Origin of the sequence: Lysinibacillus sp. FSL K6-0057 (assembly GCF_038630885.1) — a bacterium.
GTDB lineage: Bacteria > Bacillota > Bacilli > Bacillales_A > Planococcaceae > Lysinibacillus > Lysinibacillus fusiformis_F.
In genome coordinates, this window is record NZ_CP152047.1 from 1737086 (window position 1) to 1754732 (window position 17647).

A 17647-nucleotide genomic window follows, 5' to 3' on the forward strand; every position below is an offset into this window, starting at 1 on the left:
CTGATTCCTCTAAGGGTATGAAGTTAGCCGGTTTTATATACGGACTCACAAATGGTCCCAGAGGCTGGTCGACTTTTCTTCACTTCTACAATAAAAAATAGTAGCACAAACCATGGCCTTGGTTTGTACTACTAATGTTAGTATGTTTTATAAATTTAACTACCAAGTAGCTCTATTTGGGTCAGGATCTCTTAATACCTCTAAATATCCAACATCCTTTACAGTTTTAAATGTACTATCTGTATAATGTACCGCTGTAAGATAATAAATGTAAGTTTGGTCATACTCGCTCCAACTTCTTGTAACCCATGATCCAACATATGTAGGTACAACTTTTCCGCTAGCCCAACCTGTAATTTTATTGAAATAGAAGTTAAACATAAAGTTACTAGCATATTTTGTAGGGATTTTAGTAACTATATATGCTACAAAACTATCTATAAGATATTTTTCTATTTTATTAGAAAATGTTTTATATACTGGCGCTACAACTGTTGTTGAGTTTGAACCAATATCATGAGCAAAAGGTTTAATCAAATCAGTATTAGAGTTTTCTTGAACACTTGAATATAAATCTTGAAGTTGAGCTTCGTCCAATTCGACATTCCCAGTAAAGTTAATGCCTTGGAATGAATAATAATAATCAGATTGAAATTCTAATGAAACCAATGTGTCATTAGATTCTTCAGCAGCGAATGCTGTAGGTAAAACAGAAGTGAATAAAAGAGTTGAAGCTGCAATTGATGTTATAAATTTTTTCATAAAATTCCTCCTTTATTTAAATATTAATATATTTACCTTTAATGTAAATATATTCATGTAAATATGCGGAATTATTAATAACTCATAATAAATATATGGTTAAGTCTTTTTAATTTAGGTATATTTAATTGAAAATATATTACCTAAAAATATAATTGTATTTCTTTTTAAACCATTTGTTAGCTTTTATAATATCCTTAAATATAAAATATTAAAATATTACATTTTATAAGATGAAGTATTGATTTTGCGTTATAGGGATGGCAAACGAGAGCCTAATAATTAGTAAAAAGACCACTCCTTTGAACTGCACCTCAAAAAATCTTACAATTGGAATGTAGTACAGATTAGTGGCTTAATTTGAATTTTCTTTAGAATCTATATCTAACACATTTTCAAGAGTAACTAATGCGATAGAAGCTTCATAGATATATGTATCGCTTTCTTTTATTAATTCTAAGGCTTTATCCATATTACTTATATTGCCCTTTTGCAAAGCAGAAATAGCATGATCCGTAGCTTTCTCACGTTTTAAAATAGCCTTTTCTACATTAGCTATAAAATCAACTATGTTTTGTTGATGTTCTTTAGAAAGTCCATCAACAGGGGGAGACATGTCTTTTTCTCGCACAGATTGATAAGCTGCTTTTAATAACGTGTATTGGTCAATAGCTTGCTTTGTTGCTATTTGTGAATTGGAATATTTGTTCGCTGTACTTTTCCAAAATTCGGACCAAGTACCATCAAACTTTTTTAATAAACCATCAATATATGGTTTTGTTTGAGTTAAGTAGTATTCCTTTTCTGATTCATTTACACTAGCCACTGGTAATGTAGTATTTTTATTTTTTTTACTTTCATTAACACTATCGGGTGCTGTGATGCCAACACCTGCAATTGCAATAATAGCTACAGTCAAAGAGTAGAGTGTCTTTTTTAAATACATTTTATCGTCTTGTTTTTTTGCAATTGCTAATAAAAACTTGATGCCCCATAGAACAAAACCGCCTAAACAAATTAGTGCAAGAATAGTAAATAGATTAACCAAAATAATCATCTCCCTTCAATTATTACCATTTTAGGGAATTTTGTATGCTTTGTATATAATAAAAAATGAGATAAATTTGTGAAATGATATGCTTTTTCTTTAATCATTAGCTATAATGCACATACTGCAAAATAACGAGGTATACAAAAAAGCTAGGGTTGTACTTAAACGTGACCCATAGCTTTTCTGTATATTTAGTAATAATATGAAATGTTTTTAATATTGGAGACTTGTATATATCAACTTATGTTTAATTACACATTTATTAAAATCCGCTTCGGCACTCATGACAATATTGGCTCAGGACCTATCCATTTACCACCAGATGAAATGCATACAAGTGCTTCGTGGCTATCCTTCAATAGAGTGTCTCAATGGTCAGAGGCGGAATTAACGGATGCTATGGTAGGAGCTGCTTATGCGATGAACGCTTTTATCCCGATTTTTATCCAGTGTGATAGTAGTGATGTAGCAGTTGTGCCGCAAGTAAAGGCATCACACAATGAGTTACCAACGTTCTTTGTTTATGATAAGTATCCAGGTGGGATTGGTTTAAGTGAGAGAGTATTTGCACTATGGGAGGAACTGTTAACCAAAACGCTACAACATGTATCGAGCTGCCCTTGTGAGTCAGGTTGTCCGTCTTGTATTGGGGCGCAAGATAGTTTAGAGCAAGGGAAGAAAAGAGTGGTAGATCTTCTTCGGATGTTAAATTAGATAAAGAGGGCTTAGGGAATAAGCAAGTTCGTTCCTCAAGCCCTTTTATGTTTTATAAATAGTATTATTAGTTACTGAAACGAGGGTTATCTACTAGGTTTGTGGGAAGGAGGAGGTCGATTTGCTATTCGATCATATGACGCAGTTTCTTTTTCATTTTCTTGATATTAAAGTTTTATCAAGCAAGGCAAAACGGCATTATCAACAAAGCCTTGAGAGCCATTGCTTACTGTTTACCACAAAGGGGACTGCTCATTTAACGCTTGGAGATCACCAATACAGACTGCCCAAAAATGGTGTCTACCTCTGCTCTGCTGAAAGTGCTCGCCTCTTAAAGGTGGATTTAGAGAAGCTAACTACAGTTTACCTTGTTACCTTTAATGCCCTCTCTCAAAGTGCAAAGCGATGGGAGACGAAGAATGATAGAGGAGAAGCGATAAATCTTGAACAAACAGACGAAATCATCCGTCTTTGTAACAGTCTCCTCTCGTTGGCAGAGAGTCCCATCGAAGAGGATATTTTATTAAGTCAAGCCCATTTTTACCTGCTGTTACATACCATCATTCAGCATCGCAAGACCCCTAATAGAGATTTGCAACATATGTTAGAAAAAACAAAGCAACATATGGAGTATCATTTTCGAGAAGCTATTCAAGTGAAAGATTTAGCCCAAATGATGAATATAAGTGCAAAGTATTATATGGAGCTATTTCGTAAACAGTTTGGTATTAGTGCCATCCAGTATCTAATGAATGTAAGAATAGAAGCGTCTAAATGGCTTTTAATAAAAGGAGGTAAAACCCTTCGAGAAATTGCGAGTGAGGTAGGGTATAAAGACGAGTTTTACTTCAGTCGCCGATTCAAACAACAAATGGGTATGTCTCCATCTTTATTTATGAAAAGTCGTAGAAAAAACATCGCTGTTTTAGATAGCTCCTTTTTTGGCTTGCTTGCACCACTCCATTATATCCCGATTGCAGCACCGCTCCATCCAACATGGCGATATTATTACTATAAGACTTTTGGAAATCATGTACCTGTTCAGCTAGCTGTTGGCAGAACACCAGCCGTTTTAAATGAAAATATTGCGGTACTTCTGCAAGAAAATCCGCAATATGATTATATATTTTGCTTAGATAATGTGACGGATGAGCAGTTGACAGTATTACAAAAGGGGGGCCATGTTTATCGACTTGCGTGGAGTAGTCTCTCATGGCGTGAACAGTTGCTCGAGATTGCAAAAATCCTAGATGCAGAAATGGAAGCAAGGAAATGGTTGATAGAATACGAACAAACAGTACAAGATGCCGTTGCTAGCTTAGCGTACATTTCCCATGAGCGCAGTATGTTATTTTTGTTAGTGAGGGGGAATGAATGCTATCTGTATCAGGATAGAAGTATTCAAGAAGTTTTGCTGGAGGATCTAGGACTAAATGTGATGATTGCTAACACGCAAGATCCTATCACGGTTCGGGAATTAGCTGAAATGAACCCCGATTTCATCATGGTACTTGTTTATGAAGACGAGGAATCAATGATGAAATGGAACGAGCTTCAATCAGATGAGCTGTGGCTTGAATTGAAATCCGTGCGAAATGATACTGTTTATACACTTACTCATTTTCCGTGGCGTGATTATGCTCCGTTGCCACATTTACTCATCGTAAAAGAAGTTATGCAATTGTTAACCGCAGATAGTTCATTATAAAATCCGCCTTTTCTACATGGACGCCAAAAGAACGCCTGTTTATTATTGATAATAGTTTTCATTCTCATTTGAGATAAGCGTAAAAGGAGGCGTTCTTGATGAAAAGAACTATAGTCATTTTAAGCATTATATTATTTATTTTCATTTTATCTGCATGTACGAAAGATAGGGAAGAACCAACATCAGCTGGTACACAAAATAAGGATAGTGAAGAACAAACAACAATTACTTATTTAAATAATCACTACAAGATTCCAGTGAAACCAGAGAAAATTCTCTTTTTAAATGCCTTTGAGTCCATTGAGGATGCTGTGATTTTGGGCATAGAACCCTATGCAGCAAGTGCAATTGGTAGTGATGAGGAGCCATTCCCAAGTTTTTTTGGTGACGTTACAGCGAATACAATTCCTTTACTAACAACTAGCGGAGACAGTTTGGAGTACGTTTTGCAACTTGCACCAGATTTAATTATCAGTACAGATATGGAAGATCCAAAAGTTTTAGAACAGTTAGAGAAAATCGCACCAGTGATTCCAACTTCTCATTATGGCCCAGATTGGCAGGCGAATCTTGAAATGCTTGCTGAGGTCACTGGAAAGGCTGAAAAAGCAAAAACACTTATTGATAAATACCATCAGGATAAGCAAAACGCTATCCAATATCTCCACTCATTTCAAGACAAGGATGTAGTAGCAATACGTATTCGAGGTGGCGAAATGATGATTTACCCTAAAGACGTATTTCTCAATGATGTACTATACGGTGAATTGAATCTCCCTGTGCCAGAAACTATTAACAAGGTGGATCAGCAAACGGTTATTTCTTTGGAGGGACTATATCAAGCCAATCCAGATTATATTTTCATTCAGTATGACCTATATGAAAATGATATGGATGAAAGTATACTCGAGGAGCTTCAACAAAACCAAGTTTGGAAAGGATTAAAGGCAGTCAAAAGCAATCAAGTTTTTATTAATGCCGTAGATCCATTGGTAATGGGTGGAGGGACATTAAATGGGCGAGTCCGTATTTTAGAAGCAACCATGCAGGCATTAAGTAACTAAAATACGTAAAGGTGATAAGGAGCGATTGTGTGAAATTATCAGAGAAACTTGATCAATTATTTATGCAAAAATTTGAACAAGGGCTTTTCTCAGGCAATATTTTAGTAGCAAAGGAAGGTATACCTCTTTATATAGGTACATTTGGTTTAGCAAACTACCATAATGGCAAGAAGCTTTCCGAAGATTCCTTATTTGAATTAGCTTCCGTTACGAAACCAATGACAGCCATTGGCATTATGATTCTTGAGGAGCAAGGGAAACTTAATTATGATGACACTATCCAGAAATGGATTCCCTCATTTCCCTATGCAACCATTACTTTACGACATGCACTAACACATACATCGGGATTGCCAGATTATATGGAGTTATTCGAAAGTCACTGGGATCATCGTTGTATTGCAACAAATACAGATGTACTTCGGTTACTCACCGAACATAGACCACAGCTCAATTTTGACCCTGGTGAAAAATATCAATATAGTAATACAGGCTATGTTTGCCTAGCGATGGTCATTGAAGAAGTATCAGGTATGTCCTATGCCACGTTCATGTTACACCATATATTTAAACCGTCAGCCATGCAACGAACAAGGGTCATGAATCGCAGATATCAGCCTGAATATGTTGAGGATTTTGCTTTTGGCTATATCCGTGATGTGAAACGTGCGTTGTTTTCCATGCCTGACGAACTTCCAGGTTATGAATTTGTGAACTATTTAGACGGAATCCAAGGGGATGGAATGATTCATTCAACGATAATGGACTTACTTTCGTTTGATAGAGCGCTTAAAAATGGTCATTTGCTTAGTGCTTCATCACTAGAATTGGCTATGTCTGCAACTGTAACAAAGGATGGCCAAAAAACACCATGTGGCTTTGGTTGGTTCATTGATCAATCACCAAGAACAGGAAAAAAAGTATTTCATAGTGGTGGTTGGCCAGGTTACTCTACGATGTTATGCCGATATGTAGAGACTGATTTTACCATTATTATCCTCAATAATGTAGAATGCTATACAGAAGATAACCAGCAGGAAAGCGCGTCAGATTGGTTACAGCAAATTGAAGAATATGTATTTAATTGAAAGTGATACAGGTAGAAACTCAGTGGGATTTTTCCCATTGAGTTTTTTATCTCGATTTTGCGGATAGCATGGTTAGCTTCTGCTCCTTGGCGTGAAAAAACTAGACGTAATGACTTTGAATGGGGTTAACAATCATGTTACTCTTGCAAGAGAGAGGTCTTATACTATAAGCAGAAAATGAGTGAAATTCATGTCTTACGAAAATAAAATATTACAAATGAAAAAAATGCTTGGAAAAAAAACAATGACTGCTAAACAAAAGGTTGAAGCACCAGCATTCCAAAAACCTACTTGTCCTAGCTATACAGAGCAATGGAAACAGGCGGGACTAACGGTTGTTGAAAATGATTTTGGCATCGTATTTAAGCGTCAAGTAAGCTATCCGTTTAGTTATCAGCATGGACATTATCAACTGCAATCATTCTTTGAAGCCCTGAAAAAATGGCAAGGCGCTGAGTTTGACCACCCTTATGCACTCGATATGGAAGAGTCTGTATTATTTTTTGACACGGAAACGACAGGCTTAAAGGGTGTCGGGACCCATATTTTTTTGCTTGGATTTTTAGAGGTAGCTGAGGAATCCTTCATCCTAACACAATATATTATGGCTGATCCTGCACATGAGGCAGCTTTCTTGTTTGAATCAAAACTTTGGCAAAAGTCAGCTACTGTAATTACCTATAATGGGAAAAGCTTTGATTGGCCACAGCTTGAAACACGATGGACCCTACATCAAAAAACGTTACCTAAATTACGATCTCAGCGACAGATCGATTTGTTGCATAGTTCCAAGCGTTTATGGAAAAATGATATGGAGCGCTTAAAATTAAAATCTGTCGAGGAAGAAAAGCTTGGTTTTTCTCGTATAGGGGATATTCCAGGTCATCTCGCGCCTATTATTTATTTAGATGCCGTGAAAAGTGGCATACCAGATGCTCTTATGAAGGTTTTGCATCATAATGAGTGGGATTTACTGTCACTCATCACACTTTATAGTCATTCTACGCATTTATTGTTTGAACAGGACCAGGAAGAATCAGCAAAAACTTTTACGAATATTGGGAAATGGTATGGTGATTTAAAACAAAGCACTCAAAGCGTGAGAGTTTTAGAAAAGGTGACAGCGAAATTTGATGCACTAGAAGCGGGCCATGCTCAATACTATTTAGCACTACAGCACAAAAAGAGTAAACGTTATAGTGAGGCCATTGACTCATTTGTGGCGTCTCTCCATTTTGTTGAAGCAAGAACAAAGTTACATGCCCTTGAGCAGCTAGCCATACTTTATGAGCACCAAATGAAAGATTATGAGCAGGCCCTTTATTATACGCAAGAAGGCATACGTCTCATTCAAAATCATGAGCAATGGAGAGTAGAACAAAAACAAAAATGGGAAATTTCTTGGGAAAAGAGATTGCACAGACTAGGAAATAAGAAATAATTTCCTGGGAAAGCGCGTGAAACGACAAGTTTAGCCTTACAATTAGTGTTTACAGACGATATAATGTGATGAAGTATGCTATAATGTATTCGTGTATGTAGTGTGAGGAAGGGCGATGTGAATGGACATTAAATTAACGTCAAAAATGATCCTTGAAAAGGAATTTAAAAAGAACTTTAAAGGCTACAATGTAGAAGAAGTAGATTCTTTTCTTGATGAAATTATTCAAGACTATGAAACGTTTGAAAAAATGGTGGCCCAACTACGTGAAGAAAATAGACAATTAAAAGAAGAAATTGAAAGTACACCTAAGAGACAGCCGGTTGCTTCAGCAGCAGCTGGTACAACGAATTTTGATATTTTAAAACGTCTTTCTAATTTAGAGAAACATGTATTTGGTAGCAAGTTATACGAATAATTTTAGTCAATTATATTGTATTTAACATAAAACTCTAGTATAATCTTTCGTATCATCATGAAATTCTGGTAATCGCTGCGGCGCTAGACGTCGTAGAGGAAAGTCCATGCTCACACGGTTCTGAGATGGTCGTAGTGTTCGTGCTTACTGAAAAAATAAGGTAAGGCAGCTGATAAGGCTGACGGCGGAAGGAAAACCTAAGTCCTTTGGATATGGTTGACACTTCCTGAAAGTGCCACAGTGACGAAGCTTGCTTGGAAACTTGCAAGGTGGAACGAGGTAAACCCCACGAGTGAGAAACCCAAATTATGGTAGGGGCACTCTCTAGAAGGAATTAAACGGATAGAGGGACAGAGTTTGCTCTGTAGATAGATGATTACCACCTGATCGTACGAGGCGCAAGCTGTTTGAGTACTCAGGAACAAAACATGGCTTATGGAATTTTTTGATGCTTATCTACGAAATAACAAGCGCTCTCCAATTCGGTGGAGAGCTTTTATTTTGAGTTCATGAGGAAAAAGTAACCTTGTTAATCAAGTCTTGGTATGCGCTATACGTTTGAGAAGTATCGCTACCGCTTCTAAGTCACAACATCTGAAAACGGTTATCGCATTAATGTGATGTATTGATCTTGATTGTTTTGTACTGTAAGCAAAATGCCTGGTACAAAAGGCGACCATCATTAGAACTGGAGAGATGATTGTACCCTGTTCATCAAGAGAATGCCTCTGGCGATTGTCACAGATTTACGTGAGACGCTTTTTGAGCAAGTTCAAAAAATCTGGACGCATTGTTTATCTGCGCGAAAGCGAAGCGTCAGCGACAATTACGCCGAGCGTAATAGATTACATAACGATTGGCCTGACGTAAATGCCCTTCTGAGGGGGAGTATAGAGAGATAGGATGGAGCGGAAACATGAACGGAGTAAACAATTGGGAAAGTACGGATAAACTGAAATTAATAGCTAAATATCCGACTACCTTAATACTTAAAATCTTCGAAAATGTATCTGAAGGTATCATGATTACTGATGAATACAAAAAAATAGTAATGGTTAATCCTGCCTTTGAATTTGTGACAGGCTATACATGTGATGATGTGGTTGGCAAAACGCCAGCCGTTTTACAATCTGGTGTACATGAATTGCCGTTCTATTTAGAGATGTGGGAGCAGATACGACAAGAAGGCATTTGGCAAGGTGAGATATGGAATCGTCGTAAAACTGGAGACGTATATCCTGAATGGTTAACAATTGTTTGTGTAACCAACGATGAGGGTGAGGTTACAAATTACTGTGGTATTTTCACAGATTTGTCTGAAAGAAAAATAGTAGAAAATGAATTAGAAAAGCGTTTGCTCACGGATTCATTAACAGATGTATCCAATCGTTTTGCCTATATTGAAAGAATGGATAATCTCTTAGAATCGACTTCTGCTATTTCTCATTCAGTGCAGCATGCGATCTATTTCTTAGATTTGGATCGATTTAAGCAAATTAATGATACATTAGGCCATGCTGTTGGAGATTCAATTTTAATAGAAGTAGCAAATCGTCTAAAAAAATTACTGAAAAATAAAGACATTATTGCAAGATATGGCGGAGATGAATTCGTCATTACATTAACCAATGTGAAAAATGTCAAAGAAGCTGCAAAATTCGCTGAACAAATTATTAGTAGTATCGAACAACCGATGATGATTAATGATCAGGAAGTTTTTATTTCTACAAGTATTGGTATTAGCGTTTTTCCAGTTGATAGTAAAAACACAGAAGAACTAATCAATTGTGCAGATAGAGCAATGACTTATTCAAAAAAGAATGAATTGAACGGCTATTCCTTTTATTTTGATGAACTGCAAACAGACGCACAACGAGTACTATTGCTAGATTCTGAGTTAAGAAGAGCAATAGAAAACCGTGAATTTGAGCTGTATTTTCAGCCAAAGGTTTCTATGGAAAATGAGCAAATTCAAGGTTTAGAAGCTCTAGTCCGCTGGAATAGCGAGAGGCTAGGCTTTGTGTCGCCTGCGGAGTTTATCACTTATGCGGAGGATACAGGTCTAATCATTCCATTAAGTGAGCTCATTATCGAAAAAGCATGTGAGGCAGTGATCCAAATGCAACAACATGGTTGGAAAACACCTGTCGCCATTAATATTTCGAGCATTCACTTTAAACAGCAGAATTTTTTGGAGTCAATCCAAACCATATTAGAGCGCTATAATATGCCAGCCAACAATTTTGAAATAGAAGTGACGGAGCGAACGGTGATGAACAGTGCCAACGAAACTGTCAGTAAATTGGTTCGTTTGAAACAATTAGGCTTTAAAATCTCAATCGATGATTTTGGGACAGGCTATTCGTCCTTAAGTTATTTAGTTCGCTTCCCATTAGATTGTTTAAAAATTGATCGAAGCTTTATTCAGCATATTGGATCACTCGATGAAAAACAGGCAGTTGTAGATGCGATTATTCAAATGTCCCATCGCCTAAAAATGAAAGTTGTTGCTGAAGGTGTAGAACAAGCACAACAAGTGGATATACTACGTAAAATGAACTGTGATATTATCCAAGGCTATTATTACAGCAAACCACTCCCGTTAAACGAACTGATGGAGTTTATGGAGTATTGGGAAATTGAGCATCAAGGAAGGAAATAATCTATGGCAAACTATCAATTAGTAGCTACGTCAGCAATGGGCTTAGAAGCTATTGTGGCACAAGAAGTAAAAGCACTTGGCTATGAAACAACCGTTGACAATGGCAAAGTATATTTTGAAGGCGATGAAACGGCTATTGCACGTACCAATTTATGGCTACGTGTAGCGGATCGTGTAAAGATTGTCGTTGGACAATTCCCTGCAAAATCATTTGAACAATTATTTGAAAGTGTTAAGGCACTCCCTTGGGAAAAATACCTACCAGTGGATGCTGCTTTTCCTGTTTCAGGAAAGTCCGTAAAATCGAAATTATTTAGTGTACCAGATTGCCAAGCTATTACTAAAAAAGCAATCGTTGAGCGAATGAAACAGCATTACAAGCGACTTGGCTTTTTAGATGAATCTGGAGCAACTTACAAAATAGAGGTTTCAATTTTAAAAGATGTGGCGACACTAACGATTGATACATCTGGTGCTGGCTTACATAAACGTGGCTATCGTCAGGTACAAGGTGAGGCACCCTTAAAAGAAACATTAGCAGCTGCACTTGTACAAATTTCAAAATGGAATCCAAATCGTCCATTTGTTGACCCATTCTGTGGCTCTGGTACCATTGCATTGGAAGCGGCGATGTTTGGACAAAACATAGCACCAGGCTATAACCGTGAATTCATTTCTGAGGAATGGCCATGGATGAAAGCTGCAATCTGGGATACGGTTCGTGATGAGGCGGAAAGTTTAGCGAACTATGATCAGCCGTTAGAAATTATCGGTTCCGATATCGATCACCGCATGATCAGCATTGCGCAAGAAAACGCAGTGGAAGCAGGCTTTGGAGAGTTAATTACGTTTAAGCAAATGCAAGCACGTGATTTTACAACACAGTTAATGGATGGTGTCATGATTGGGAATCCACCGTACGGAGAACGTATTGGTGATGTTGAAGTCGTGGAACAGGTGATCCGCGACGTCGGAAAGGTTATGAAAAACTATCCAACTTGGTCTGTATATATGCTATCCTCCATGAAAAATTTTGAAGAATTATATGGACGCCAAGCGACGAAAAAACGTAAATTATTTAATGGTTTTATTGAAACAAATTATTATCAGTTCTGGGGTCAAAAGTCTAAAAGAGATTAACGAATAGTAACGGAAGATAAGATTTTTTCTTATCTTCCGTTTCGTCGCGTATAATAGCACCAGATCGTTAGAGGGGGAACATCAATTGCGTAAATCTTTACCATTTGCATTATCAAAGGACCGTTCATTTTTTGAATCATTAGGTGACTGGATGGGCGATGTCCTTTATGATGAATTACCTGAAAAGGGCTTTGAATGCCGTGATGAGCAAATATTTATGGCGTATCAAATAGAACAAGCACTAAAAGAAAAAAATGTTCTCTTCGCAGAGGCAGGAGTAGGAACTGGCAAAACGATCGCTTATTTGCTTCCAGCTATCTCTTATGCGCGCTACACAGGGAAACCAGCTTTGATTGCTTGTGCAGATGAAACATTAATCGACCAACTTGTAAAAGAGGGGGGCGATATTTATAAACTTCAAAAAACATTAGGACTTGATATTGATGTTCGTCTAGCAAAATCGAGAGATCAATATTTGTGCTTAAAACGCTTTGAGGAAGCGGAGAAAGTGGAGTCGGATGAATGGATTGACGATATTGCCTTTTCTATCCCTGATGGTGTTTATGCTCAAGGTTCGATGATTGCTGTTCATCCATATGGGGAACGCAGTGATTATCCGACTGTCAGTGATGAGGATTGGCAAAAGGTTAATTACAATTCGATTATGCAATGCTCGGTTTGTGATCTGCGTAATCGCTGTGGGCAAACATTGCACCGTTCTCATTACAGAAAATCAACGGATCTTGTTATTTGTTCGCAAGATTTTTTAATGGAGCATTTGGCTACAAAGGAATCTCGTGAGCGTGAAGGTCAGCTTGCTTTACTGCCAGAAGTATCAATGATGGTGTTGGATGAAGGACATTTACTGGAGTATGCTGCACAAAAAGCGATGACGTATAAAGTGCAGGCGACGACCATTGTGCAATTATTGGAGCGCTTGATGGTAGATGGCGTACGTGAACGTACACTGTATGCGATGGAGAAATTACAGGATGATCATGAGCTATTTTTTGATCAACTTCGTGATGATATCGTTGCTTCCAATGAAGATCGTAAACGTATAAACAAATCAAAAACACTGCTGGCTTATGGAAAGCAGTTAATAAATGATGTAGAAACATTGATGGAAGAATTCGTCTTTGAATCAGAAATGTACATGATCCCTGAATATGAGTTAAATATGGCAGAAGAATATTTAGAACAATATGAGGCTTCTTTACGTATTTTTATCGCACAGGGAGATGCAGTGGATTGGTTAGAGGAGACAGATGGTGAAGAAACACTCGTCATTATGCCTCGTTTAATCACAGAAGTTTTAGCAGAAAAGTTATTCTCTAAAAAGCTTCCAATCGTCTTTTCTTCAGCCACGCTATCGGTCAATAAAGACTTTTCTTATATTGCCTATAGTTTAGGAATTCGAGATTACCAATCATTTTCTGTGCCATCCCCATTCGATTATGAAGAGGTTATGAAAATCTATTTACATGAGCTTACGCAACGTGACAAAACAGCGCGTGTTCAGCAATTGCTACGTGATGGCGAACAAACATTGATTTTATTTAAGTCGAAGCAAGCCATGCTAAACTTCAAGGCAGAATTACCGCTAATGGAACGTATGTATGTAGCATTCGAAGGAGATCGAGAGCTATCAGCCATTGTTCGAGATTTCCAGCAAGGAACAGTTAAAACATTATGCTCATATCATTTATGGGAAGGGCTAGATTTACCTGAGGAAGCATTAACACGTGTGATTATTTATGATTTACCGTTTCCTCCACAGGACCCATTATTTGATGCAAAACGTACATTTGCCGAAAACCCATTTGAGGAAGTGGAATTACCTTTCATGCAATTGCGCTTGCAGCAAGGGATGGGACGCTTAATTCGTACATCAAATGACCATGGTGATATTCATATTTTGTTAAATGAAGACGAGCAAAAACAGCGTGCAGCCTTTGAAAATATATTAGCGGTTGTACCAGAAATAAAGTAGAAAAAAGCGAGTTTGCTCAAAATGCAAGCTCGCTTTTTATTATTTTGAAATAACATTATGGGCGTAGTTAAATTATTGGTTTTTAAAAAACTGTTGAATATTTCTCTTTTAAGCTATATAGTTCTTTGTAATGCAACGAAATCTTGTGGAAGAATATATTTTTTGTATTGAAAATAATTTCACAAAAGGTTTATAATAATGACAAGAATTTTTAAGAATAGTCAAATTGCTTGCTGACTATTCCATGATAGGGGGCTTAAACCTGTCGAACATTCAATCATTGTGTAGAAAATATACAAATCTATCGGCAACGGATATTGACAAGTTAATAGAAATAGAGGCTACGCTAACGTATTATGCTGAGTTGACTGATTGTTATATGTTCATAGATTGCCTGTTGGAGAATTTACCGCATGCGATTGTTGTGGCAGAGGCATTCCCGAAGAAAGAGATTGGTTTATACGAAAAATCAGTTATCGGAAAATTCGTATTTGAAAGTTTTGAACCAGCTGTATTTGCTGCGTTTAAACATAAAGAAAAATCATCCATTACCAGAGCGATTACGCAGGAAGGCATTACGGTAGAGCAAAATGTGCTTCCGATTTTTAATGAGCAACAGCAAGTAATTGCCGTGTTAATTCAGGAAAAAATGGTGAAGATGCAAACGACACCGAAAGATGATTTTCAAAATATGCCTTTTGCTTTAATTGAACATATTGTTGAACCTAATTCTCAACCGATTCCAGTTGTTTCAGATTTACTCGTAGAGTCGATTATTCTCACAAATCACGAAAATAAAGTAATTTACAGTAATCCTGCTGGCTATCATTTTATTTCGGAGCTATCTGGATTAGAAAACTTTGACAATGTAGCATTGGATAAAATCTTACCTTTTTTACAGGAAGTCTATGATAAAGGCGACGATGTCTTTTTCCTAGAAATTACGATTGATCGTAAATCCTTTATTGTAAAGAAAATTCCAATTCGCAGTTATAACGAGAAGGTCACACTACTCATTATTCATGATCTAACAGAGCTTAAGCTGAAAGAAAATGAGCTAATGATGAAAACATTTGCGATACGAGAAATTCACCACCGCGTGAAAAATAATCTTCAGACAGTGACAAGCCTATTACGTTTGCAAATGCGAAATGATCTGTCTGCATCGAATGCAAGTGCTTTTCAAGAGGCATTAAATCGAATCTATAGTATTTCATCGGTTTATGAGCTGATTTTAGAAAATGAAGATAACGCTGAAGAAAGAGTAGATGTTATCGCATTAGCTAAAAAAATTGGTCATAAAATGATTGGTACGTCTAATACAGCAACTATTCAACTAGCCTTTCATCATGAAAATTTGCAACTATTCTGCCATTCGAAAAAGGCAGTCTCTTTAGCACTCATTATTTGTGAGCTACTGCAAAATGCATTAAAGTATGCGTTTATCGGACGTGATGAAGGAATCATCGATATTCAATTCATTCAGGAAGATTCTACAATTTCGCTTCATATTTCTGACAACGGCGTTGGAATGCAAGAGGTGAAGGCATCTTTTGGTATGGAGATTATCACAAGGCTTGTAGAATATGATTTAGCTGGCTCATTTTCCATTATCCCTAGTAATGAAGGTACACATACTCAAATTCAGTTCCCTGTAAGTGAGGAGGTATTTATCGTAAATGACTAGGAAAGTTATGATTGTCGAAGATGAATCACTGATTGCGATTGATTTGAAGTTTATGTTAGAAGATAACGGCTACGAAGTTGTAGCTCAAGCGAACAATGGTGAAACTGCCATTGAATTAGCCTTTTTACATAAACCGCAGTTAATCTTAATGGACATTAAAATGCCTAAACTTGACGGTTTAAAGGCAAGTAAAATTATTGAACAACAGCTTGGTATACCCGTTCTTTTCATCTCGGCCTATAGTGAAAAAGAATTGTTGCTATACATGAAGCAGGATAATATATTAGGATATGTAATGAAACCGTTTTCTGAAAAAAATGTGTTGCCTGTGCTAGAGGTTGCTTTTCATCAAATTGATAAATTCAACCGTCTCAATGGAGAGATCTTACATAAGCAAACACAATTAGATAAGCGGAAAGTCATTGAACGAGCAAAGGGCTTGCTTATGCAGGCTGAAAATATAAGCGAGGACGAGGCTTACCGTAAGATCCGCAATGAAAGTATGCAAACACAACAGGAAATGGTGCACATTGCACAGCAAATTATTAACAACTTACAAGTCAATAGTTGAAGCAAAGGCGCTTTAAAGAGATTTCTTCTTTAAAGTGCCTTTTTTTATATAAATTTATAAATAAAAAAGGGGTGATGAGTAAGATGGCAATGATAGGAACGGTTATCGTTTATATTATTATGATTTGTGCTATTTTAGGGGCAATCGGAGCTATCCGAGATGCTGAGTATGGAATTGGGAAAGAATTTATGAATGGGATCCATACGGTTGGTCATATTTTTGTCCCAGCAGCAGGGATCATGGCAGCTATACCTTACTTAACATGGTTTATTAGTCATTTTATTAGTCCGATTTTTGAGTTAATTGGTGCAGATCCTGCGATTGCAGCGACAACAATTTTAGCTTCGGACATGGGTGGTTACCAATTAGCCAATGCGTTAAAGGAGTCTTATGAGGGATGGGTAATGGCTCTTGTTGTTGGTTTTATGTCAGGTGCTACCATTGTATTCTCGATTCCAATGGGCCTTGCGATGTTGGATAAGCGTGATCATAAATATATGGCGCTAGGTATTATGGCTGGCGTATTAACAATTCCGATTGGTGCATTTATTTCTTCAATCATGATTGTGCTATTCAACACAGAAGTACGTGAAGTCATTAGTACAACAGAGGCTCCTACATATGTATTTGCCATTTCTGTTTTACAAATATTAATTAACTTACTACCGTTATTCATTTTCGTTATCTTAATCGCACTAGGCTTAAAGCTTATTCCAAACGGCATGATTACTGGCTTCATGGTATTCGGTCGTGTCATGGATGCGGGAATTAAATTGGTGTTAGTGTTCTCTATTGTGGAGATTTTTACAGGTATTTTTACAAAGATTTTTGGCGCGTGGGGCTTCGATCCAATCATGGCTGATGAAATCGACCAGTTCCGAGCATTAGAAACAGCCGGTTATATCGGGATTATGCTAGCGGGTGCCTTCCCAATGGTGTATTTAATTCGAAAGTATGCTTCCAAGCCACTTGAAGCGGCTGGGAAAAAATTAGGCTTATCCTCTGTAGGAAGTGCGGGGATTCTAGCAACGATTGCGAATATTTTAGCGATGTTTACACTGATTCGCCATATGCCACCAAAAGATAAAGTGATTAACATTGCATTTGGTGTATGTTCTGCCTTCTTATTAGGTGATCACTTATCATTCACGGCTAACTTCCAGCCAACCATTATTTTACCTGTTATCGCAGGGAAGTTTTTAGCGGGTGTGATTGCGATTATTTTAGCCTATAAGCTTTCAGTACCAACTGCATTAAGGCTAGAAATTGAGGATCGCAAGGCAGGCATTATTAAAGAAGGCGAATATTTAACAGATCAAAAATCATAACGAAGAAAAAGTGAGGTGAT

The 17647-nt window shown here is 37.1% G+C and carries 13 protein-coding genes, 1 other RNA gene and 1 pseudogene; 13 read left to right on the forward strand and 2 right to left on the reverse strand.

The annotated features are described in order from the left end of the window. Positions 1–159 precede the first annotated feature (159 nt). Together MHB40_RS08205 and MHB40_RS08210 are read right to left on the reverse strand one after the other, a co-directional pair. Positions 160–762, reverse strand: a complete 603-nt coding sequence (locus MHB40_RS08205; RefSeq protein WP_342443107.1) for a hypothetical protein — start codon at positions 760–762, stop codon at positions 160–162. A 355-nt stretch (positions 763–1117) separates the two neighbouring features. Continuing rightward, the gene (locus MHB40_RS08210) at positions 1118–1810 is read right to left on the reverse strand and encodes a hypothetical protein (protein WP_342443108.1); all 693 of its coding nucleotides are present in this window, start codon (positions 1808–1810) and stop codon (positions 1118–1120) included. A 261-nt stretch (positions 1811–2071) separates the two neighbouring features. Here MHB40_RS08210 and MHB40_RS08215 point away from each other — a divergent pair. From MHB40_RS08215 to eutH, 13 genes and pseudogenes are all read left to right on the forward strand, one after another. Next, positions 2072–2527: pseudogene (locus MHB40_RS08215) on the forward strand (DUF1998 domain-containing protein); the annotation flags it as partial. Positions 2528–2648: 121 nt separating this feature from the next. After that, positions 2649–4235: a helix-turn-helix domain-containing protein gene (locus tag MHB40_RS08220; protein WP_342534281.1), complete on the forward strand. Its 1587-nt coding sequence runs from the start codon at positions 2649–2651 to the stop codon at positions 4233–4235. A gap of 98 nt (positions 4236–4333) precedes the next feature. Further along, positions 4334–5299: an ABC transporter substrate-binding protein gene (locus MHB40_RS08225; RefSeq protein ID WP_342534282.1), complete on the forward strand. Its 966-nt coding sequence runs from the start codon at positions 4334–4336 to the stop codon at positions 5297–5299. Positions 5300–5328: 29 nt separating this feature from the next. After that, positions 5329–6387: a serine hydrolase domain-containing protein gene (locus MHB40_RS08230; protein WP_342534283.1), complete on the forward strand. Its 1059-nt coding sequence runs from the start codon at positions 5329–5331 to the stop codon at positions 6385–6387. 190 nt (positions 6388–6577) lie between these two features. Further along, the gene (locus MHB40_RS08235; RefSeq protein WP_342534284.1) at positions 6578–7828 is read left to right on the forward strand and encodes a ribonuclease H-like domain-containing protein; all 1251 of its coding nucleotides are present in this window, start codon (positions 6578–6580) and stop codon (positions 7826–7828) included. Between the two features lie 121 nt (positions 7829–7949). After that, a complete protein-coding gene (gene gpsB / locus MHB40_RS08240) occupies positions 7950–8246 on the forward strand; it encodes a cell division regulator GpsB (RefSeq protein ID WP_205442503.1) in 297 nt (98 codons plus the stop codon). A gap of 60 nt (positions 8247–8306) precedes the next feature. Then, positions 8307–8687: RNase P RNA component class B (gene rnpB, locus MHB40_RS08245), an RNA gene on the forward strand. Positions 8688–9162: 475 nt separating this feature from the next. Then, positions 9163–10908 carry a GGDEF domain-containing phosphodiesterase gene (locus MHB40_RS08250; protein WP_205442504.1) on the forward strand — a complete coding sequence of 582 codons (1746 nt, stop codon included), beginning with the start codon at positions 9163–9165 and terminating at the stop codon, positions 10906–10908. A gap of 3 nt (positions 10909–10911) precedes the next feature. Then, positions 10912–12048 (forward strand): class I SAM-dependent RNA methyltransferase, encoded by a 1137-nt coding sequence (locus MHB40_RS08255; protein WP_342443113.1) that lies wholly within the window; start codon positions 10912–10914, stop codon positions 12046–12048. 85 nt (positions 12049–12133) lie between these two features. Continuing rightward, positions 12134–14041 (forward strand): ATP-dependent DNA helicase, encoded by a 1908-nt coding sequence (locus MHB40_RS08260; protein WP_205442506.1) that lies wholly within the window; start codon positions 12134–12136, stop codon positions 14039–14041. A gap of 244 nt (positions 14042–14285) precedes the next feature. After that, positions 14286–15728: a histidine kinase N-terminal domain-containing protein gene (locus MHB40_RS08265; protein ID WP_205447374.1), complete on the forward strand. Its 1443-nt coding sequence runs from the start codon at positions 14286–14288 to the stop codon at positions 15726–15728. Then, positions 15721–16299 carry a response regulator gene (locus tag MHB40_RS08270; protein ID WP_004269312.1) on the forward strand — a complete coding sequence of 193 codons (579 nt, stop codon included), beginning with the start codon at positions 15721–15723 and terminating at the stop codon, positions 16297–16299. Before MHB40_RS08265 ends, MHB40_RS08270 begins: the two co-directional genes overlap by 8 nt. A gap of 83 nt (positions 16300–16382) precedes the next feature. Then, positions 16383–17627 carry an ethanolamine utilization protein EutH gene (eutH, locus tag MHB40_RS08275; RefSeq protein ID WP_205442508.1) on the forward strand — a complete coding sequence of 415 codons (1245 nt, stop codon included), beginning with the start codon at positions 16383–16385 and terminating at the stop codon, positions 17625–17627. The last annotated feature ends 20 nt before the right edge of the window (positions 17628–17647 follow it).

Coding starts and splice junctions, on each gene's coding strand:
- MHB40_RS08205 (WP_342443107.1), bottom strand. CDS start 762: ATGAAAAAATTTATAACATCAATTGCAGCTTCAACTCTTTTATTCACT.
- MHB40_RS08225 (WP_342534282.1), top strand. CDS start 4,334: ATGAAAAGAACTATAGTCATTTTAAGCATTATATTATTTATTTTCATT.
- MHB40_RS08235 (WP_342534284.1), top strand. CDS start 6,578: ATGTCTTACGAAAATAAAATATTACAAATGAAAAAAATGCTTGGAAAA.
- gpsB (WP_205442503.1), top strand. CDS start 7,950: ATGGACATTAAATTAACGTCAAAAATGATCCTTGAAAAGGAATTTAAA.
- MHB40_RS08250 (WP_205442504.1), top strand. CDS start 9,163: ATGAACGGAGTAAACAATTGGGAAAGTACGGATAAACTGAAATTAATA.
- MHB40_RS08255 (WP_342443113.1), top strand. CDS start 10,912: ATGGCAAACTATCAATTAGTAGCTACGTCAGCAATGGGCTTAGAAGCT.
- MHB40_RS08265 (WP_205447374.1), top strand. CDS start 14,286: ATGATAGGGGGCTTAAACCTGTCGAACATTCAATCATTGTGTAGAAAA.
- MHB40_RS08270 (WP_004269312.1), top strand. CDS start 15,721: ATGACTAGGAAAGTTATGATTGTCGAAGATGAATCACTGATTGCGATT.
- eutH (WP_205442508.1), top strand. CDS start 16,383: ATGGCAATGATAGGAACGGTTATCGTTTATATTATTATGATTTGTGCT.